This is a genomic window from Pseudomonas sp. EU05-FHT14B02 (assembly GCF_058791055.1).
On the sequence record NZ_JBYTDD010000032.1, the window covers coordinates 32,947 to 51,518 of the forward strand.

At 57.4% G+C, this 18,572-nt stretch carries 18 protein-coding genes and 1 tRNA gene; 10 read left to right on the top strand and 9 right to left on the bottom strand.

The features are described 5' to 3' along the window. The first annotated feature begins 348 nt into the window (after positions 1-348). The 5 genes from AC3WTM_RS24485 (at position 349) to AC3WTM_RS24505 (ending at position 4,625) form a co-directional block, all read left to right on the top strand. Positions 349-1,134, top strand: coding sequence for an aspartyl/asparaginyl beta-hydroxylase domain-containing protein (locus AC3WTM_RS24485; RefSeq protein WP_158247442.1), 786 nt, complete (start codon positions 349-351; stop codon positions 1,132-1,134). Positions 1,135-1,152: 18 nt separating this feature from the next. Continuing rightward, entirely contained in the window at positions 1,153-2,280 is a 1,128-nt protein-coding gene (locus AC3WTM_RS24490; protein WP_102670087.1) for a pyridoxal phosphate-dependent aminotransferase, read from the top strand. A gap of 162 nt (positions 2,281-2,442) precedes the next feature. Further along, positions 2,443-3,792, top strand: coding sequence for a KamA family radical SAM protein (locus AC3WTM_RS24495; protein ID WP_102670086.1), 1,350 nt, complete (start codon positions 2,443-2,445; stop codon positions 3,790-3,792). Positions 3,793-4,057: 265 nt separating this feature from the next. Continuing rightward, positions 4,058-4,420, top strand: a complete 363-nt coding sequence (locus AC3WTM_RS24500; RefSeq protein WP_492574081.1) for a helix-turn-helix domain-containing protein — start codon at positions 4,058-4,060, stop codon at positions 4,418-4,420. After that, on the top strand, positions 4,377-4,625 hold the full coding sequence (locus AC3WTM_RS24505; RefSeq protein WP_146023700.1) for a hypothetical protein: 249 nt from the start codon (positions 4,377-4,379) through the stop codon (positions 4,623-4,625). The genes AC3WTM_RS24500 and AC3WTM_RS24505 overlap by 44 nt, the downstream gene beginning before the upstream one ends. A 61-nt stretch (positions 4,626-4,686) precedes the next feature. Here the strand turns inward: AC3WTM_RS24505 and AC3WTM_RS24510 are convergent, their stop codons facing one another. Beyond that, positions 4,687-6,189, bottom strand: coding sequence for an aldehyde dehydrogenase family protein (locus AC3WTM_RS24510; protein WP_102670085.1), 1,503 nt, complete (start codon positions 6,187-6,189; stop codon positions 4,687-4,689). 256 nt (positions 6,190-6,445) lie between these two features. Between AC3WTM_RS24510 and AC3WTM_RS24515 the strand changes: the two genes are divergently transcribed. Further along, positions 6,446-6,952 (top strand): HvfX family Cu-binding RiPP maturation protein, encoded by a 507-nt coding sequence (locus AC3WTM_RS24515; protein ID WP_102670084.1) that lies wholly within the window; start codon positions 6,446-6,448, stop codon positions 6,950-6,952. Between the two features lie 69 nt (positions 6,953-7,021). Here AC3WTM_RS24515 and AC3WTM_RS24520 read toward each other — a convergent pair whose 3' ends face one another. Both AC3WTM_RS24520 and AC3WTM_RS24525 read right to left on the bottom strand, forming a co-directional pair. After that, a complete protein-coding gene (locus tag AC3WTM_RS24520; RefSeq protein ID WP_102670083.1) occupies positions 7,022-7,996 on the bottom strand; it encodes a nitrilase-related carbon-nitrogen hydrolase in 975 nt (324 codons plus the stop codon). Positions 7,997-8,097: 101 nt separating this feature from the next. Next, entirely contained in the window at positions 8,098-9,030 is a 933-nt protein-coding gene (locus tag AC3WTM_RS24525) for a GlxA family transcriptional regulator (RefSeq protein ID WP_102670082.1), read from the bottom strand. 158 nt (positions 9,031-9,188) lie between these two features. Here AC3WTM_RS24525 and AC3WTM_RS24530 point away from each other — a divergent pair, with 158 nt between their 5' ends. Next, on the top strand, positions 9,189-9,851 hold the full coding sequence (locus AC3WTM_RS24530; RefSeq protein ID WP_102670081.1) for a glutathione S-transferase family protein: 663 nt from the start codon (positions 9,189-9,191) through the stop codon (positions 9,849-9,851). Between the two features lie 99 nt (positions 9,852-9,950). Here AC3WTM_RS24530 and AC3WTM_RS24535 read toward each other — a convergent pair. Beyond that, positions 9,951-10,025: transfer RNA gene (locus tag AC3WTM_RS24535), tRNA-Gln, on the bottom strand. Positions 10,026-10,344: 319 nt separating this feature from the next. Between AC3WTM_RS24535 and AC3WTM_RS24540 the strand changes: the two genes are divergently transcribed. Continuing rightward, entirely contained in the window at positions 10,345-10,773 is a 429-nt protein-coding gene (locus AC3WTM_RS24540; RefSeq protein ID WP_102670080.1) for a hypothetical protein, read from the top strand. 104 nt (positions 10,774-10,877) lie between these two features. Here AC3WTM_RS24540 and AC3WTM_RS24545 read toward each other — a convergent pair whose 3' ends face one another. The 4 genes from AC3WTM_RS24545 to AC3WTM_RS24560 form a co-directional block, all read right to left on the bottom strand. After that, on the bottom strand, positions 10,878-12,866 hold the full coding sequence (locus AC3WTM_RS24545; RefSeq protein WP_102670079.1) for a peptidase U32 family protein: 1,989 nt from the start codon (positions 12,864-12,866) through the stop codon (positions 10,878-10,880). Between the two features lie 237 nt (positions 12,867-13,103). Continuing rightward, positions 13,104-13,484, bottom strand: coding sequence for a RidA family protein (locus tag AC3WTM_RS24550; RefSeq protein ID WP_008021538.1), 381 nt, complete (start codon positions 13,482-13,484; stop codon positions 13,104-13,106). A 347-nt stretch (positions 13,485-13,831) separates the two neighbouring features. Beyond that, positions 13,832-14,455 carry an NIPSNAP family protein gene (locus tag AC3WTM_RS24555; protein ID WP_102670078.1) on the bottom strand — a complete coding sequence of 208 codons (624 nt, stop codon included), beginning with the start codon at positions 14,453-14,455 and terminating at the stop codon, positions 13,832-13,834. 130 nt (positions 14,456-14,585) lie between these two features. Further along, the gene (locus AC3WTM_RS24560; RefSeq protein ID WP_102670116.1) at positions 14,586-15,359 is read right to left on the bottom strand and encodes an AraC family transcriptional regulator; all 774 of its coding nucleotides are present in this window, start codon (positions 15,357-15,359) and stop codon (positions 14,586-14,588) included. Between the two features lie 133 nt (positions 15,360-15,492). On the opposite strand from AC3WTM_RS24560, the gene AC3WTM_RS24565 reads away from it, so the two are divergent. Next, entirely contained in the window at positions 15,493-16,722 is a 1,230-nt protein-coding gene (locus tag AC3WTM_RS24565; protein ID WP_102670077.1) for an MFS transporter, read from the top strand. 175 nt (positions 16,723-16,897) lie between these two features. Beyond that, positions 16,898-17,722 carry a response regulator transcription factor gene (locus AC3WTM_RS24570; protein WP_102670076.1) on the top strand — a complete coding sequence of 275 codons (825 nt, stop codon included), beginning with the start codon at positions 16,898-16,900 and terminating at the stop codon, positions 17,720-17,722. Between the two features lie 140 nt (positions 17,723-17,862). Here AC3WTM_RS24570 and AC3WTM_RS24575 read toward each other — a convergent pair whose 3' ends face one another. Then, positions 17,863-18,183: a DUF6124 family protein gene (locus AC3WTM_RS24575; RefSeq protein WP_102670075.1), complete on the bottom strand. Its 321-nt coding sequence runs from the start codon at positions 18,181-18,183 to the stop codon at positions 17,863-17,865. Positions 18,184-18,572: the final 389 nt, after the last annotated feature.

Sequence of the window (18,572 nt, forward strand, 5' to 3'; positions counted from 1 at the left end):
TTGCTTATTCTGGCGGTACCGAAGGGTTTTTTGTCGATATATTCGGTGTCTTACTGCTGCTTGTTATTTTTTCTTCTCTATTCCATCAGCGCCTGGCCGATTTTTCGCTCCCAATTTGATATGCTCAATATCGTCGTACCTTATTCCACCGTGCGACGTTTTAGTAGCTACACCTGTTGGCTCGTTCCGCTCTCCATTTTTACGTTTGTGGCGGGACTCTATAACAGAACTGAATTAGTCGGATTTGGACTTTTAGTATCAAGTCAGTTATTACTACTTTGCCTCATAATCTGGTTATATGCGACGATTGTGATTTCCTGCAGATCTGCTCTAAAGTGGCGGGAGCCGGTGCTCGCATTATGGTACAAGGCATTAGATGACCTTGGCGATATTGACGATAAAACTCGCGAGTGTATCCTCGATCTAATTGAGTCGGAACTTCATGAAAGAGAATTATCACGCTCTAGCCGCCTATCCAGCGGTTTGCTTAAGCCTGTCATGCCTATACCTTATGCTACGAATATAAATATCAATGGATTTAAGTCGTCGTTCGGACCCAGAAAGCCTCTTTGGTCTAAAGACGATTTCAGCTTCCTCTCAGGCATTGATAAGCTTCTTGCCGAGATGACGCAGGAACTAATCCAGCTCTATGAAAAACACAAAAACACCCAGGAAAAATATCCCTTTCATGGCGATCCTTTGTGGAAATCAGTTCCACTTTATAAAGGAGGTCAAAAAGTTGCTGTATACGCTGACCTTGCTCCAAATACGATTCGCTTTGTCGAGGATGTTGTGCAAGGCGCTACTATCAGAGAGGTTGTGCTTTCAAGCCTAGAACCGGGCGGTCACATCGAGCCGCATCTGGATTATGTTTATCCTATGCTGACATTACATCTTCCTATCCTTTGTGCTGACGATGGATTATCTGGACTGAGAATCGGGGAAGAGATCGTTAGTTGGAGAACGGGTGAAATAGCAATCATTGACACAACTTTTCAGCATGAGTCTTGGAACCATAGTGAATGTACTCGTGTAAATCTGATGTTTGATTTCTGGCCCGGGAACCTGAGCCCGTCGGCGAAAGCTTTTTTCACTGAAGTCTACTCGCGGCAGATGCTGCGACACTTAAAATAATTACAGTTGGTGAAAATCATGTCAAACCCGAGCCAGCAGTTATCGAAGGTCTTGAGTGAAGGTCCTAAAATACGTGATTTAATTCAGATGCACGACGGTGAACTAAACCTTGAAGTCCCGCAGGAAGTTTCTCGCGCGACGATTGACGCCTTAATAAATGGGCACACTGGCTATTGCAATCTTAGTGGCATAGATGTTTTGAAAAACGCGTTGATCGAGAGATGCTTTCAACAACATGGTAAGTTGTGCGACCCGGCCGAAACTTTAGTTTCTAATGGTTCAAGCCAGGCGTTGTTCATGTTGATGAAATGCATATTATCCAACGCGGACGAGGTTCTGATTCCAAATCCATGCTGGCCCGCCTATAGATCTTACATAGAACTTAACGGGGGCATTGCCGTCGATTACGAAATGGGAAATATGGGTCTCGACATAGTTGAAGTTCGCAAGTTGGTTACTCACAAAACCAAGGCGTTGATTATTAACTCACCTCACAACCCCACTGGCTTGATTCTCAGTCGACAAGATATTCTAGAATTGGTGGCGTTATCTCAAGAGTTTGGCTTTCTACTCATTTCCGATGAAGCCTACGAAGGCATCATTTTCGGTAGCGGTGAATATGTCAGCCCTCTGGATCTTATGGCGGACTCTAGCCTGCTGGTGGTTACACGCACGTTCTCAAAACTGTTCTCTATGTCTGGTTTTAGAATAGGCTATATGTTCGCGGATAGAAAAATCATCGACCGATGCTCCACGCTTCAGGGCGTCATGACGGACAATGCGTGTACATTTGCGCAGCACGGTGCCTTGGCAGCTATAGCGTTGCCTAAGAGCATTCTTAAAAAACGTGTTGATGAGTTGCAACACCGAGCCTATTACTGCCATCAATTATTAAGCACTACGTTTGACATTGTACGGCCGCAGGGTGGTTTCTTTCTATTTCCTGACATTTCCCGAGTATTGGGTGCTACTTGGAGTTCGGATACCCAATTTGTAGACGATCTCCTCAATGTAAAATCCGTTTCGACCACGCCAGGGTCTTCTTACGGTATGAAGGACCATATCCGCATCTCTATTGCTTCCGTTAATGAAGCTGAAATTAAAGAAGCGTGCGGGAGAATTATTGATCTTGTCCACCATCGCTGATTTTCATACGACAGGTGTTACTAGTGTGGAAACCGTTGTCGCTTGGAGGATCCTTGGTTTCATCAGATATTATAGTTTGTCGCGACATTTATTTTAGGTCAAGACAGCTCCACATCTTATAGCCAACTATATTCCGGTCTAAAATTTTATTGGTCACCAATTATGCACACTATTGAAAATATAGCGGTAAGTGTTGAAAATCGCACAGAAAAATTCGAGGTTGAACGTTTCAAGGTTTATACCTTGAATCAAATTGACCAGATTCCTCAGCTTGCTAAATTAGACAGCCGGACTATTTGGGCGATGAAGGTGGTGGCAAGCGTTCTGCCATTTCGAGTCAATGAATATGTTATCAAAGAATTGATCGACTGGACCAATATTCCAAACGACCCTATATACCAGCTTACCTTCCCCCAGAAGGATATGCTGGATAACGAGTCTTTTGATCTAATAGCATCTTTACTTTTAAGGAATTCCGACCGCTCATCCTGTGAGGTCGCGATAAAAGCGGTTAGAGCTAGACTCAATCCCCATCCAGCAGGACAGCTGGAGCGTAATATTCCTTCACTATCTGGCGTGACAGTAACGGGTGTCCAGCACAAATATCGTGAAACTGTGCTGTTTTTTCCAAGCGCTGGTCAGATTTGCCATAGCTACTGTACTTTTTGTTTCCGTTGGGCCCAATTCACGGGTGACCAATCGCTCAAGATTGCTGCTAAGGAAAACGCCCAGCTATTGGATTACCTTCGAGCCAACCCTAAAGTGACTGATGTTTTAATTACTGGCGGAGATCCGCTAGTTATGAAGACAAGCAATCTACGTGCTTACCTAGAAGCTCTTTTGACGCCTGAATTCGAGTACATCCACACTATCCGAATTGGTACGAAGGCGCTTTCTTTCTGGCCTCAGCGATTTGTGACTGACAGCGACGCAGGTGAACTTCTTGATCTATTTAGGAAGATCATCAACAGCGGTAAACACTTAGCGTTAATGGCTCATTATAATCATTGGGCGGAACTTGAGCCTGCCATTGCTCGAGAGGCTATTCTTCGTGTTCGACAAACCGGCGCTCAAATACGTAGCCAGGGCCCGTTGCTGGCTCATATCAATGACTCTGCTGACGTCTGGGCGCGACTTTGGCAGACGCAAATCCAATTAGGTATTATTCCTTACTATATGTTTATCGAGCGTGATACCGGGGCCCGCCGGTATTTTGAAGTCCCTCTTGTATGTGCGTGGGAAATTTACCGGGACGCGGTCAAACAAGTTTCAGGTATTGCCAGGACTGCCAGAGGACCTTCGATGAGCGCAGATCCGGGGAAAGTTGAGGTCTGCGGTTTAGCTGAAATTCGAGGAGAAAAGGTGTTTGTTTTACGTTTTATCCAAGCACGAAACCCGGATTGGGTGCAGAGGCCATTCTTCGCACGATTTGATCCCGATGCTACGTGGTTCGATCAACTAAAACCGGCTTTTGGGGAGACTGCGTTCTTTTTCGAGAGGGAGGTTTCTTAACCCGTTTTTGCCAGCGTTGCCGCTGATGATCAAACTGCCAGGCTGGGACAATGTGCCCCCACTCAATACTCTGTGCGCGGTTTTCATGGATCCGCGTTTCATAACTGCAGGACGCGAGATCAACTGGTCGCGGTAGGAATGGCAGCCAACTGCCACCCCCGCACAGATCCGTACGTGCGGAATTACCGCATACAGCTCCTGCCTTGGGTTATGAGTAAGCGCTCCACACACACCACCGACTTCAATGTGAGTAGCCCGCTCAACTATTCGCGCGTTCTTTGACACCATCGATCACGAGTGGATGATGTGCTTTCTGCAACACCGAATCGCGGATCGACGGGTGTTAGCGTTAATAGTCCGATGGCTGCGTACAGGTGTTCTTGAAAACGGAAAGCGAACTCCTGCGAAGCAGGGCACACCACAAGGTGCGCCTATTTCACCGCTATTAGCCAATATCTATCTGCGCTTGCGGCTGGAAAAGGCGCGGCAGTTGCTGCGTCAAACCGACATGAGTGTGCTGGAAGTGAGCATTGCCTGCGGGTTTGAATCGCCGTCGTATTTCACCCGCAGTTATCGGGCGAAATATGCACGGTGCCCACGAGAAGACCGGCGTACCGCAAAAGCATGAACACTCGAGATCCGCTGTAGAAGCGAGCTCTGCTCGCGAAAAACGCCTGGGCGACGCGTTCATTCAGGTAGCACGCGTAATCGTTAACGTCCATCGCGAGCAGGGTTCGATCGACGCGCTGGATGCCGACAGCCGAAGCTTCGTGTCGCCGGTCGAGCATCCAAGCACTTGTGCCGTATCGGCCAAAGTGATCAAGACCGCGTGATCAGCACCGCCGATTGTTGAAGAAAGTGACCGCCCTTGCAGCGGTCACTGATTGCGCCATCTCAGCGTTTGACGCCCAGATTGATTTGGGTCATGCGACTACGAATGGTAAACACGCCATCACCCGAGAGAATCGCACTGCGAGCAAACAGGCGCCCGCTCTCCCAGTTCGAAAGCCCCAGTTCCGGCTTGTTCAACGCGTACTGGCCGTCGACCCAACGGGTGATGCCGTTGCCGACAAAAGGCGCGTTGACCGCGTTGTAGAAACGCTCCTGAGCCTCGGCACTTTCACTGATCAATGACACGGTGAATTGCGGGCTGTAGCGATTGAACAAGGCAACGGCATCGTCCAGGTTGTCGACGATCTTCAAGCTGACTTCCGGGGTTTCTTCCCACTCCCATTCACGGCCCAATTGATCTTCCGGCAATGGCTCGGCCTGCGCCTCGCTTTGATAACCTTCGGCACGGTATACCTGGACCGTTGCAGCCAGCCAGTTTTGCGGCAGGTGCGACTCGCTGCCTTCAACGATATGTAGTTTGCAGCCCTGGCCCCGTGCGGCGCCGGCCTGCTTGAGTGCGTCGAGGAACAGCGGCACCAGTTCAGCGGCGCGGTCGCGGTGAATCAGGCAGACGTTCAGGGTGTTGCAGACCTTGCGGTCCAGGGAGTTGCGCACCACGGCAGCAAAGCGCGGGGCGTCGGCATCGGCGTTGGCGATCAGCCACGCGCCACCGGTGCCGTGCAGGCTGACCGCCGTGCCAGCCTGCTGCGCTATGCTGCCCAACTGACTGACGGCGCGACCCGAACCACGGGCCACTGCCAATGACAGGCGTCGGTCAGCGAACATCGCCCAACCGGCGGCGTGGTTGACACTTTCTACCAGCGACACGGCACCGGCCGGCAAACCGGCGTCGCTCAGCGCAGGGTTCAGTGCATGGGTGACGATCGCCTGGGCGGTGCCCAACGCGTCACTGCCAATGCGCAGCACGGCGGTGTTGCCGGTGCGCAATACACCGGCGGCGTCAGCAAACACATTCGGCCGGCCTTCGAAGACGAACGCGACGATGCCCAGCGGCGAGACCACTTGTTCGACTTTCCAGCCGTCGTGCTCGACGCTACTGATCACCTTGCCACGACTGGCCGGTGCATCGCGCCAGGCGCGCAGGCCGGCGATCATGTCGCGACGCATGCGCTCATCGGCCAGCAAGCGGGTGGTCGAGCGACCGCGCGCCTTGGCCCGTTCGATGTCGGCCAGGTTGGCGGCTTCGATCAAGGCCCAGCATTGCGCAGTTTCCAGGCGCTGGGCAAACAGGTCGAAGAAGGCGCTGATGGCTTGATCGGACACAGCCGACAGCGCGGTGAATGCCACCTGGGCCCGCTCGATCGCGACGTTGGCCGCTTGCTGGTCCGCCACAGGGATCAACAACAACTCGCCGCTGACCTGTTCCACCAGCAGATGGTCACCGGGCTGGAAGCGTTGCGCCAGTTCGGGGCTGACGACAGTGACACGATTACCGGCGAAAGGGATTGGCGTGCCAGCGACTAGACGTTCGAGCGCAAGAGACATGAAGCGGTTTCACCATGCAGGGGGCGGCCAGAAAATGTATAGCAATTTCCCTGTGGGAGCGATGGCCGTTTACGTATCTCAGTGTATACAGCCCCACCCCAGACACACCCCGCACTCAAAACCCCGCCGCAACGACACACCGCAGATACACCCCATTGATGAAATACGCCTGTCGATTGGCCAAGCCGATCAAAGCGCTCAACTCTCGGGGGTATGCCGTTGCCCCGCCGCCCTGACCTGAAAGAGAACTACGCCCATGAACACCTCCGTTTCTTCGGCCGTCAAAGGCCTGCACCTGAACCTCGACCGTGCCGGCGACTGGGTTGCCCCCCTCGCGCTGCGGGTGTTCCTCGCCTGGGAATTCTTCGAGTCCGGCCTGGAAAAATTCAACGGCCAGAATTGGTTCGCCGATATCCAGGAGCGCTTCCCGTTTCCGTTCGACCACCTTCCAGCGACGCTGAACTGGGAACTGTCGATGTGGGCCGAACTGATCTTCGCCTTGACCTTGCTGGTGGGCCTGGGCACACGTTTTTCGGCGCTGAGCCTGATGGTGGTGACCCTTGTCGCAACCGCCGCTGTCCATTGGCCCGCCGACTGGCACACGCTCAGTGAACTCGCCCAAGGCTATTCCATCAGCAACAAGGGTTACGGCAACTTCAAGCTGCCTTTGATCTATCTTGTGGCCCTCACGCCGCTATTGCTGTCGGGTGGCGGCAAGCTCGGCATCGATGCGCTGCTGGCGCGTTGCTTCTGGCGACGCTGAAACGACAGCTGCAACGCCGACAAACAAAAAGGGGACTTCCATGAAGTCCCCTGTTTTTTTTCCCCGGAACTAACCCATCACCTCTTCCAGTCCGGTCTGTTCTGCCAGCTTTGGATGCGCGCTGCGCTCATGCACATGGGATTGCGGCGTGCGGTCAATCAGCAGGCTCAGCAGTTCCGGGCGGCTGTAGTGGCCACGGGAATCCATCATGCGTTTGCGCTTGTCGATCAGCCCCATATCGAGGTCGGCGATCACCTCTCCCTCACCCTCATGCAACGAACCCAGGACCGTGCCATCCGGGCTGATGATCGCGGTGTAGCAACCGCCGGAGATCGGACCGATGGCGCAACCGGTGTCGGCCATGATCTGCGCCTGTTGCTCGGGGTACAGCCACGCCGTGGAGTTGACCACAAAGCACGCGGCCTCCAGAGCATGCTGACGAATGCTGACTTCCATTTGCGAGGCGAACAGCGGACCTGCAAACGACCCCGGGTACATGGCCGCATGGATCTGTTCGCCATCGGCCATCAAGGCATAACGGGCCAGCGGGTTGAAATGCTCCCAGCAGGCCAGTTGCCCGATGCGCCCTACCGCGCTATCGACGGCCCGCAGGCCGGAGCCGTCGCCCATGCCCCAGATCATGCGCTCGTGGTAGGTCGGGGAAATCTTGCGGCGACGCTGGATCAGCGAGCCGTCGGCATCGAACAGCAACTGCGTGTTGTACAACGTGCCGCCATCGCGCTCGTTGACGCCGATGGACACGACCATCCCCGCTTGCCTGGCCGCAGCGCCGATGGCATCGGTGGCGTGCGAAGGCACGGTGACCGCCTGGTCCAGCAGCTTGAGGTGTTCGGCGGCCATTTCGAATGGCGACTGCACGTAGGAAAAGTACGGGTAGTACGGCACCACGGTTTCCGGGAATACGGCGAATTGCACACCTTGCTCACCGAGTTCGAGAATCTTCTGCACTACTTTTTCGACGGTGCCTTCTCGGCTGTAAAGAACTGGGCTGATTTGTACGGCGGCGGCTTTGACGAGGGTCATGGCGGTGATCTCATTGAGGGAAAGGTTTCAACGAGATAAATATTACGAAAATAATATTAAGACCCGAATGTCGTATACACCACCTTTCAGGACATCACGATTCAGCCCCGACTGGCACGCTGAATCGCCTGCGGCGGCTGCCCGAACGCACGAATAAAAGCGCGGCGCATCCGCTCCCGGTCCCCAAAGCCGGTGTCCCTCGCTACCACATCGATAGAGTGCCGTCCGGTTTCCATCATCAACCGGGCCGACTCCACCCGCAGGTTTTCGATGGCCTTGGCCGGAGACTGGCCGGTTTCGGCATGAAACACCCGGCTGAATTGCCGAGGGCTGAGATTGGCCGCACTGGCCAGCTCCTCGACCGACAGCGCGGACTTGAGATTCTGCTTGGCGTAATTCAGCGCGGCCTGTATGCGATCGGTCTTGGGGGCCAGTTCCAGCATCACCGAAAACTGCGACTGTCCGCCGGAGCGCCGGTGATACAGCACCAATTGCCGCGCTACCTTGCGTGCAACGTCGACGCCCAGATCGCTCTCCACCAGGGCCAGCGCCAGATCGACACAAGCGCTCATGCCGGCAGCCGTCCAGACGTTGCCGTCGTTGATGAAGATCCGGTCTTCCTCGACCTTCACGTTCGGGTACGCCTTGCGAAAGGCCGGCACATGCGCCCAGTGGGTGGTCGCCCGCCGACCATCAAGCAAACCGGCCTGGGCCAAGGCAATCGCCCCCGTGCAAATCGAACCCAGACGCCGGGTGCAGTGGCTGGCCCGACGCAAAAACTCCAACATGCCCGGCGTGGTCGAGCGGATCAGGTTGTCGCCCAGGACCAGCAGCGTATCGAACGTGCGCTGGTCGAACGCTTCAGTCTGCACTGCAAAACCGGCGGACGTTTGCACCAGGCCACCCGACTCGGACAGCAATGCAATGCGGTACAACGGTTCGTCGCCGGCACTATTGGCCAACTCGAAGGCGGCACACATGGCCAGGCCCAGAACCTGGAAGCCGGGATAAACAATGAGTCCGATCTGGTGCATGGCGATATGACCCTAAACGTGGCATGCCTGAAGTTCAAGCCAGAAGACTTGTACTCTAACCCGAACAGCAGGCGCCGGGCATCAGGGCGGAGCACCTCGCGCATTGGCCGATAGCGACGGATAATCAGGTGGTTTGCATCTCACCGAGGAATTGCAGGATGTCGCTGACACTTTATTTCCATCCGCTCTCGTCGTTCTGCCACAAAGCGCTGATCGCTCTCTATGAACTGGGAATCGAGTTTGAAAAAAGGGTCATAGACCTCGGCAACGAGGCTGACCGGGCCGAGCTTCAAGCGCTGTGGCCGATCGGCAAGTTTCCGGTGCTGCGCGATCACGCCCGGCAAAAGAATGTACCAGAGTCGAGTGTGATCATTGAATACCTGGACCGGCTTCATCCCGGCCAAGTGCATCTGGTTCCGGACGACTGGGAAACCGCGCTGGAGGTGCGTCTGTGGGATCGTTTTTTCGACCTGCACATCCAGGTGCCGATGCAGAAGATCGTCGCTGACAGAATCAATGCCGCAAATGGTGACCTGCCCCGCGAACGCGCCGCGCTAATGACGGCATACGGCATGCTTGAACGTCAGCTGGCGGCAAGAACCTGGGTCGCCAGCCCGGCGTTCAGCATGGCCGACTGTGCCGCCGCCCCGGCACTGTTCTACGCCAGCACCCTCGTGCCCTTTCCCGGCGATCATCGCCACTTGAGTGCTTATTTCGACAGGTTGACCCAAAGGTCCTCGGTCAAGCGGGTCATCGACGAGGCAAGGCCGTATTTTTCCTGGTACCCGTTTGCCGAGGCCATCCCGGAGCGCTTTCGGTAGTGGCGCCAGCGCGACCGGGGAACGGGAGGCAAAAAACCGACGAATCGACGAATAATAACCGTCGGTCGAGTGTTATCTGATTACGCAGGAATAAAAAAATGGCAGGGGCGGCTGGATTCGAACCAACGCATGGCAGGATCAAAACCTGCTGCCTTACCGCTTGGCGACGCCCCTGTATCTGTTGCGATGAGTGCCTGGCACTCGCTTTCTTGAGTGGCAACAAGACCTGTTACCTGCTCTTGCGCCTGATTCCCTGAGGGCCGTTGCAAGAGTGGGCGCAATTTACCAACTTTTTCCTCATCTGGGAAGCCCAAAAAAAAAAATTGTTTATTAAAACAGGCGCTTAGTGTTGAGCCGGATCTCGGAGATCTATCGGCGCACATTCAGCCCGGACAGCTCTGCTACGCTTTTCTTTACTCGAATTGAATCGGGAATCGTTTATGCCACACCCTTCCCTTGCCATTTGAGGGCGTCAAAAGTGAAAGGCAAATTAATGGGGGCCGCTGCAACCCTTCTGGTACTCGGGACCGCGATTTATGGGGTGAACACCTGGGAACACATCCAGAACCAGCGACAGGAAGCGGTCTGCAAGGCTGCCCGGGAGCATCTGAATGACCTGGAAGTCCAAGCGCGAGCCTTGGCCTCCGGGTTGACGGTCGAAGCCTATGCCGAAGCCGAAAAAGCCGAGGCCGGCCAGTTGGTCCTGGCACTCGATACCGCCAGGAATGAAGCCGAGGTCGATGCCGTCATCGACAAGCATGCCGCTGCCATCGAGGCGCAGATAACCGCCGAGGAGGCTGAGGTCCAGTCCCGAGGCGAACAACCCTTCCTCGGTCAGGAACTGAAAAGACAACGCATCCCGACCGACGTCAAACAGGAATTCAAACGAGCTGAAAAGGCCGTTGCCGATACCTGTAAATAGTGTCGACCGCCAACTCCAGGTTTATCGCCAGCGTCTGGACTTCAGCAACAGAGGTTTCAGGCTGGAACAGGTGAGCGCGCCGTTGCGGCGCACTCACCGGTCACTCAGTGCGGCGCGCGCGGGATGGTCTTGAGCAGGTCTTCAGGGCTGATGTGCCCCACCACGCTGCCCGGTTGCGGCAGGTTGAGGATGTGGCCTTTCATCTTGCCGATGATGTGCATTTCACAAGGCTTGCAGTCGAACTTCAGTGTCAGCACTTCATCGCCGTGGATCAATTGCATCGGTGCAACCTTGGTACGCACGCCAGTCACACCCTTGGCCTGTTTCGGGCACAGGTTGAAGGAGAAACGCAGGCAGTGCTTGGTGATCATCACCGGCACCTCGCCGGTTTCCTCATGGGCCTCGTAGGCCGCGTCGATCAGCTTGACGCCGTGGCGGTGATAGAAGTCGCGGGCCTTCTGGTTGTAGACGTTGGCCAGGAAAGACAGGTGCGACTCCGGGTATACCGGCGGCGGCGTGGTTTCGGCCTTACGGCTGCCACGCGGGTGGGCGGCGATCCGCGCTTCGGTCAAGGCGTCGATCACTTCACGGCGCAGGGCCTTGAGCTGCGAGTTGGGAATGAAGTACGCCTGCGGCGCGTCCAGCTTGATGTCGATGGCGTGGTACTGCGTGGTACCCAGTTGACCGAGCAGATCCTGCAACTGCTCCAGCGCCTGTTCCGGTTTGTTGGCGGTGCCGAACGGGCCGGCCAGGGTGACGCTGGCGCTGATGCCCTCTTCGCTGGTAGCGGTCAGTTCCAGCTGCTCTTCACGCAGGCAAGCGACCCAGTTCAGGGCAATGCGACGCTCGGCGGAGGTCTTTTGCAGCGCCTGTTGCCAGTTGTGATCAAGGTTGCGATTCAGCGGATGATTGGGGCGCAGCTTGTACATCCCCTCCGGCATCTCATTGGGCTCGACGCGATAGCGATAACGCTTCTCGCCGTCCTCCTCGAACTCGCCTTTGGGTTCGGCGATGTTGGCGCGGAAACCCACCACTTCCCGCTTGACCAGCACATTGAGACCGTCGCCGTTGGACAGAGGCTCGTGCGTCACGACCTGCATATCACGCTTGGCGACTTTTTCGACCACACCCACCGGCAGACCGGTGAAGGTCGGCGAATCAAAGGCGCCAATGTCGATCTTGCGGTCAGTGACGAAGTAATCGGTGCTGCCACGGTGGAAGGTTTTTTCCGGGTCGGGCAGGAAGAAGTGCGCGGTGCGGCCGCTGGAGGCACGGGCCAGATCCGGACGGTCTTCGAGCACGGCGTCGAGGCGCTGACGGTAGTAGGCGGTGATGTTTTTCACATAGCCCATGTCCTTGTAGCGGCCCTCGATCTTGAACGAACGCACGCCGGCCTCGACCAGTGCGCGAATGTTGGCGCTCTGGTTGTTGTCCTTCATCGACAGCAGGTGCTTTTCGTAGGCGATCACGCCACCCTTTTCGTCCTTGAGGGTGTATGGCAGACGGCAGGCCTGAGAGCAATCGCCACGGTTGGCGCTGCGCCCGGTTTGCGCGTGGGAAATGTTGCACTGGCCGGAAAACGCCACGCACAACGCACCATGGATAAAGAACTCGATGGCTGCGTCGGTTTCGTCGGCGATGGCGCGGATCTCCTGGAGATTCAGCTCACGGGCCAGCACCAGTTGCGAGAAACCGGCCTGATCGAGAAACTTCGCTCGCTCCAGGGTGCGGATGTCAGTCTGGGTACTCGCGTGCAGTTCGATCGGCGGAATGTCCAGCTCCATCACCCCCAGGTCCTGGACGATCAGCGCATCGACGCCGGCGTCGTACAACTGATGGATCAGCTTGCGGGCCGGTTCCAGTTCGTTGTCATGCAGGATGGTATTGATGGTGGTGAACACCCGGGCGTGGTAGCGACGGGCGAACTCCACCAATTGGGCGATATCACTCACTTCGTTGCAGGCATTGTGGCGGGCGCCGAAGCTCGGGCCACCGATGTAGATGGCATCAGCGCCATGCAGGATGGCCTCGCGGGCGATGGCGACATCGCGGGCAGGGCTGAGCAATTCCAGGTGATGTTTGGGCAAAGACATAGTTTTTTTAGTCAGGCTTGTCACGGTCGAGGCGTGCATTGTAGCGGCGAAACGCCTGACCGGCACCCGTATGCTGCCAGGTGGCGTTTCGGGCAGGCCTGGCATGCCTCAATCCCTGTAGGAGCGAGCTTGCTCGCGATGGACGTCAACGATAGCGCTGGCAACCTGATGCCCCGAGTCGCTCTCAGGTTCATCGCGAGCAAGCTCGCTCCTACAGAGTTGTGTGTGACGCGGCTATCAGGCCTTGGCCGCCATCGCGGTCACTTCCACGCGCATGCCTTCCACCGCCAACGAGGCAACCCCGACAGCAGCGCGCACTGGCCATGGTTTGGCGAAGTAGCGCTTGTAGACTTCGTTGAACGCGGCGCGGTCGGCCATGTCGGTGAGGTAGATGGTCAGGTGCATCACGCGGTCCATGGAACTGCCGGCTCGCTCCAGCGCGACCTTCAGCGCTTGCAGGGTGCACTCGCTTTGCAGGGTGATGTCGCCCAGTTCCAGGCTGCCGTCGGCGCGGGTGGGGATTTGGGTGGAGACCAGCACACCGCCGAAACCGACAACGTCGGAGGAAATCGAATCCGCATCAGGATCAGGAGTGAAGGTCAGGTCGTGGTTTGCCATGAGGACTCTCTTGCTTGAGGTGGTGAGGCAGGCGCCTTTTGCGCGGCCAGTTTACAGGGCCATTGGCGGCGCGTCGCTAATCCAGACCGGACGGCTACTGGTGACCGGTGGCCTGCCTGTACTGGCGCACTGTGAAATGTTCGGCGCCGCTTCGCTGATCGTGCAATGTGCCAGCGATGCGCAAATCCGCCAAGTCATCGAACACCTGGAGGGCCAACTGACCGCCAACGGCGGAAATGATTGCGCAGATGGCCTCGCCTTTGACCGACGCCCAGCCTCATGGCCTGCCGACGACGGCGGCGTACCGGCTGGATCGTTTCTGAGGTCCCGGTCGAGCCGTACCCAAGTCATTGCAACGGCGAGAACTTCGCGGGCAGGTAGATCGTCGAGCACATGTCCCGCAGTTGCAGGCCGGAGTTTTCCGGCGGCCAAACGCCGTCGGCGACTGCTTGGGTGCGTACTTGCAGGCGCTGTTCCAAAGTGGTCCACGGCCAGATGTGCAGATAGCGCGGCAGCGCGCCGTCGGTGGCGTAGAACGCTGCGTACACCGGCGAATACTGTTCGGCGGTTCGCGCTTCGATGGCTTTGCTCCAGCCGTCGAGGGTGGGTTGCAACCCGCTGCTGACCAGGTCGTAGACGCGCAGTTCATAAAACGGACCGTGCTGGCCTGCGCTCAAGGGTTCGAGGAAGGGAAACAGCGTGTAGTTTTCGATGCGCAGATCGGTGATGAACTCGTTGATACCAAACGCCCCGCCCCCCAGCAGGAAACGCTCGCGCTCGGCTTGCCGCAGGTTTTCGTCCTCATATGCCCGCAGCACGGCAATCTGGTTCAACTGGCCGATCTCCGAAGCCCAGCAGCCTATCAACGTGCCGCCGACTTTCGGGTCGTCCAGCGCCGCCTCGATCTGCGCCAACGCTTGCGCAACCGTGCGCACCCGCACGGTAAAAGTGATCAGTTCAAATAAACGCATAACAACTCCGCCCACCGGTTTGCCAAAAGCACACAGCCTAGGGCAGCCCTCGCAGGCGGGATATTGAGACGAACCCCATCGTTTTCAGTATTTGCCGCAAGATCCTAGGTAGTTTCTTTACGCCGGGCCATCACTTGAAAAAATCACTCGGCGTCTTGCCGAACTGCTTCTTGAACATGGTCGTGAACGCGCTCGGGCTGTCGTACCCCAACTCGCCGGCGATGTCGATGATCTTCTCGCCGACGGCGATTCGTTCCAGCGCCAGCAGCAGTCGCGCTTGCTGGCGCCATTGGCCGAAGGTCATGCCGGTTTCCTTGCGGAACCGTCGCTGGATGGTTTTTTCGTCAAGGCCCAGCCGGGCGCTCCAGTCCGACACCGTCGACCCATCCCCGGGATCACGCTGCAACGCGGTACAGATCAGGTTGATTCGTTGATCGGCAGGCTGCGGCAGGTTCAATGGCAAGGTCGGCAGGATCGTCAGCTCGTCCAGGATCAGCCGCAACACCCGGGCTTCCCGCGGGTCCGGATCGACGGAAAAGTCGAAATCGACCGAGACCTTGATCAGCTCACTCAGCAATGCGGAAACACTCACTGCCCGGGTTTCGACGGGCAGATCCGGGCTCGCGTCAGGGTGCACGAAAACGCTGCGCATCTTGATCGCCCCCACGCAGCGAATCGAGTGCACCTCTCCACTCGGCATCCAGATGCCACGGCTCGGCGGCACCGTCCATTGGCCCATTGCGGCATGCACCACCATCACGCCTTCGATGGCATAGATCAGTTGATGCTTTTCATGGGAGTGCGGCGGGATGAACCAGTTTTCCGGGTAGTCGGTCGCACTGCTGCGAACGCTCCAGCCGCCCTGGTCGATTTCCGCCAGGAATGTCTGCATTGGCTTGATCATGACGCCCTTTTTGCGATGGTCCATGCCCGAATTGCGCGAGACGGGCACCCTTGAGGCCCATAGGATAACGCCGAACCCCGAAATTGGCTGCGCCTTGCGCTCGCAGTTCGCGTTTTTATCCGGAAAATCCTCCATGTCGACCACTACCCTCAGCTCACCCTCACCCGCCGTCTCGGTTGCCAACCAGGCCAGCCCCCTGGTCATGCGTGTCATTGGTGCCTGTGCCCTGGCGCACCTGATCAACGACCTGATCCAGGCCGTGCTGCCGTCGATCTACCCGATGCTCAAGACCACCTATGGACTGAGCTTCACCCAAGTCGGCCTGATCACCCTGACCTTCCAGCTCACCGCCTCGCTGCTGCAACCCTGGATCGGTTTCTACACCGACCGTCATCCCAAGCCATGGCTGCTGCCGGCCGGCATGGTCTGCACCCTGATCGGTATTCTGATGCTGTCGATGGTCGGCAGCTTCCCGGCCATTCTCGTGGCCTCGGCGCTGGTGGGCGTAGGTTCGTCGACCTTTCACCCCGAGACCTCGCGGGTGGCGCGCCTGGCTTCGGGCGGTCGCTATGGCCTGGCACAGTCGACCTTTCAGGTCGGTGGCAACGCCGGTAGCGCCTTCGGCCCGTTGCTGGCCGCTGCGATCATCATTCCCTATGGTCAGGGCAACGTCGCCTGGTTCGGCCTGTTCGCGGTGTTTGCCATCCTCGTGCAGTACGGCCTGAGCCGCTGGTACCGCAATCACCTGAACCTGTTCAAGCTCAAGCAAGGCAGCAAAGCTACCCATGGCCTGTCAAAGCGGAGGGTGACGTTCGCCCTGGTGGTGCTGGCGCTGCTGGTGTTTTCCAAATACTTCTATATGGCCAGCTTCACCAGTTACTTCACCTTCTACCTGATCGAGAAGTTCGACCTGTCGGTGGCCAGTTCGCAGCTGTACCTGTTCCTGTTCCTGGGAGCCGTCGCGGCGGGCACGTTCTTTGGTGGCCCGATCGGCGACCGGATCGGCCGCAAGCAAGTGATCTGGTTTTCCATCCTTGGCGCCGCACCGTTCACCCTCGCCCTGCCCTACGTCGACCTGTTCTGGACGGGCGTGCTGAGCATGATCATCGGCTTCATCCTCGCCTCGGCATTCTCGGCCATCGTGGTCTTCGCCCAGGAACTGGTGCCCGGCAACGTCGGCATGATCGCCGGGGTGTTCTTCGGCCTGATGTTCGGATTCGGCGGCATTGGCGCTGCGCTGTTGGGGCATCTGGCGGATATCAGGGGCATCGAGTACGTGTACACGCTGTGTTCGTACCTGCCGCTGCTGGGGATTCTGACGATCCTGTTGCCGTCTACCGGAAAACGCCCGTCGGGAGCGTGAATGACCGCTCCACCTGATCATTTTTGCTACCCGCCCTGTAGCACTCGGTAACACCCGGCCCCATTGCGGTGCGTCTTCTCCACGACGCGCCGCCAACCACCGCGCTCCACACGGGCAATACCGCCATGGCGTACTTTGTGCATCCACAGGCCATCCTCTTCTGCCTGTAGCCGCCATGCGCCCCAAGGAACTGAAACTCTGGACCACCGGTGTCGCCCACCTGCTCGACCTGCCTGCCGGGCATGCGCGGCTGTCAGGGTTGAGCCACTGGATCCGGCAAATCTGCCCGGTCGATCATTTCGTGTTGTTTGTCTACGAAGGCAATCACCGGCCACTGGCGTTGTTCGATACGTTCTCGGCGGACAAGCGCGCGGTGTATGTGGACGACTATCAATGCGGGCCGTACCTGCTCGATCCGTTCTATCTGGCCTGCACCCGTGGACAGGCACCGGGACTGTGGCGTCTGCGCCAGTTCGCCCCCGACCACTTCTACCTTGGCGAATACTTCCTGACCTATTACCAGCAAACCGGGCTGGCCGAGGAAGTGGCGTTCTTCGTCGACCTCGGCGGTGGCGCCATGGCGGTGTTGTCGTTGATGCGCTCCAGCGCCAGCTGTGCATTCAGCCGGGACGAAATGCAACTGGTCGAGTGCGCGCAAGCGGTGGTCGAGCAGGTCATCAATGAGGCCTGGCGCTTGCGTCAGGCCCAGCAGCCGCGACCGGCCCAGGACCTGGACTTCAAGATCCGCGAAGCCTTCGACCACTTCGGCGCGCACATCCTCACCGGACGCGAGCAGGAAATCGTTCAACTGTTGCTGCGCGGCCACTCCAGCGCCTCGGTGGCCGAACAACTGAACATCAGCCCCGGCACGGTGAAGATTCACCGCAAGAACATCTACGCCAAGCTGGGCATTGGCAGCCAGTCGGAGTTGCTGGGGCTGTTCATTCGGGAGTTGACGGAGGATCCGTTGCAGGCGCCCGGCCTCAAGCTGCAAGCCTGATACCTGTCGGCTTGCAGCCCCCCCTGTGGGAGCGAGCTTGCTCGCGATTGCGGCCTTACATTCAACATCCATGTGTCTGACACACCGCCATCGCGAGCGAGCTCGCTCCCACAGTTCTATCGGTGATCTGGAGATTGTGGTCAGGGCGGATCAAGCTGATCCAACGCCCGGTTCACCGCCAACTCCCCCAGCATGATCACCTGCGCAATCCCCAACAGCGCATGGCGACTCGTCCCCTCCAGATGATCCACCAGGTCGTTGGCCATGACATTGGCCGAAGCCAGCGATTCACAGGCATGCACCAGCAGGGTTTCGGTATTGAGCTCAGGATTGACGATGAACATCGAGTTGGGCTTGCGCGGGGTGGCCATGATGTGGGGGCCGGGGTTGAGATCGTGATCGAGGCTTTCGTGGGGAGATGCCGGATCGGTGTCTGGCGGGTTGGGTGTGACTTTGAACATGGAGTTGACCTCTAGCGCGAATAGTAAGGAGCCATCACCCTCGCTACCAAACGAAAGGTGGCGGCCACACGCGGGTTGGTAGACCGGTCGCACTAGAACCCGGCGCCCGCAAGGGAGCCCCGCGCATGACCACCATATAAAACGCAGTCCCAAAAAATGACCGCATCAAGGTGGCGCAATGCGCCTAGAACGAAAACGGGCTACCAAACCCGATCGCTGTTTTCCAGCGACCGGCAAACGATAGAACCCAGCCCCAAGGCGCACAAGCCGGCGGATTCTGGCGTACCTGTAGGTAACGACGCAAGGTGGTGTAGCCTTCGCGAAGTAACGCCGGGTGTCTTTAAACACGCACCTGCATTTTGTGTAGGAGCGAGCTCGCTCGCGATGGT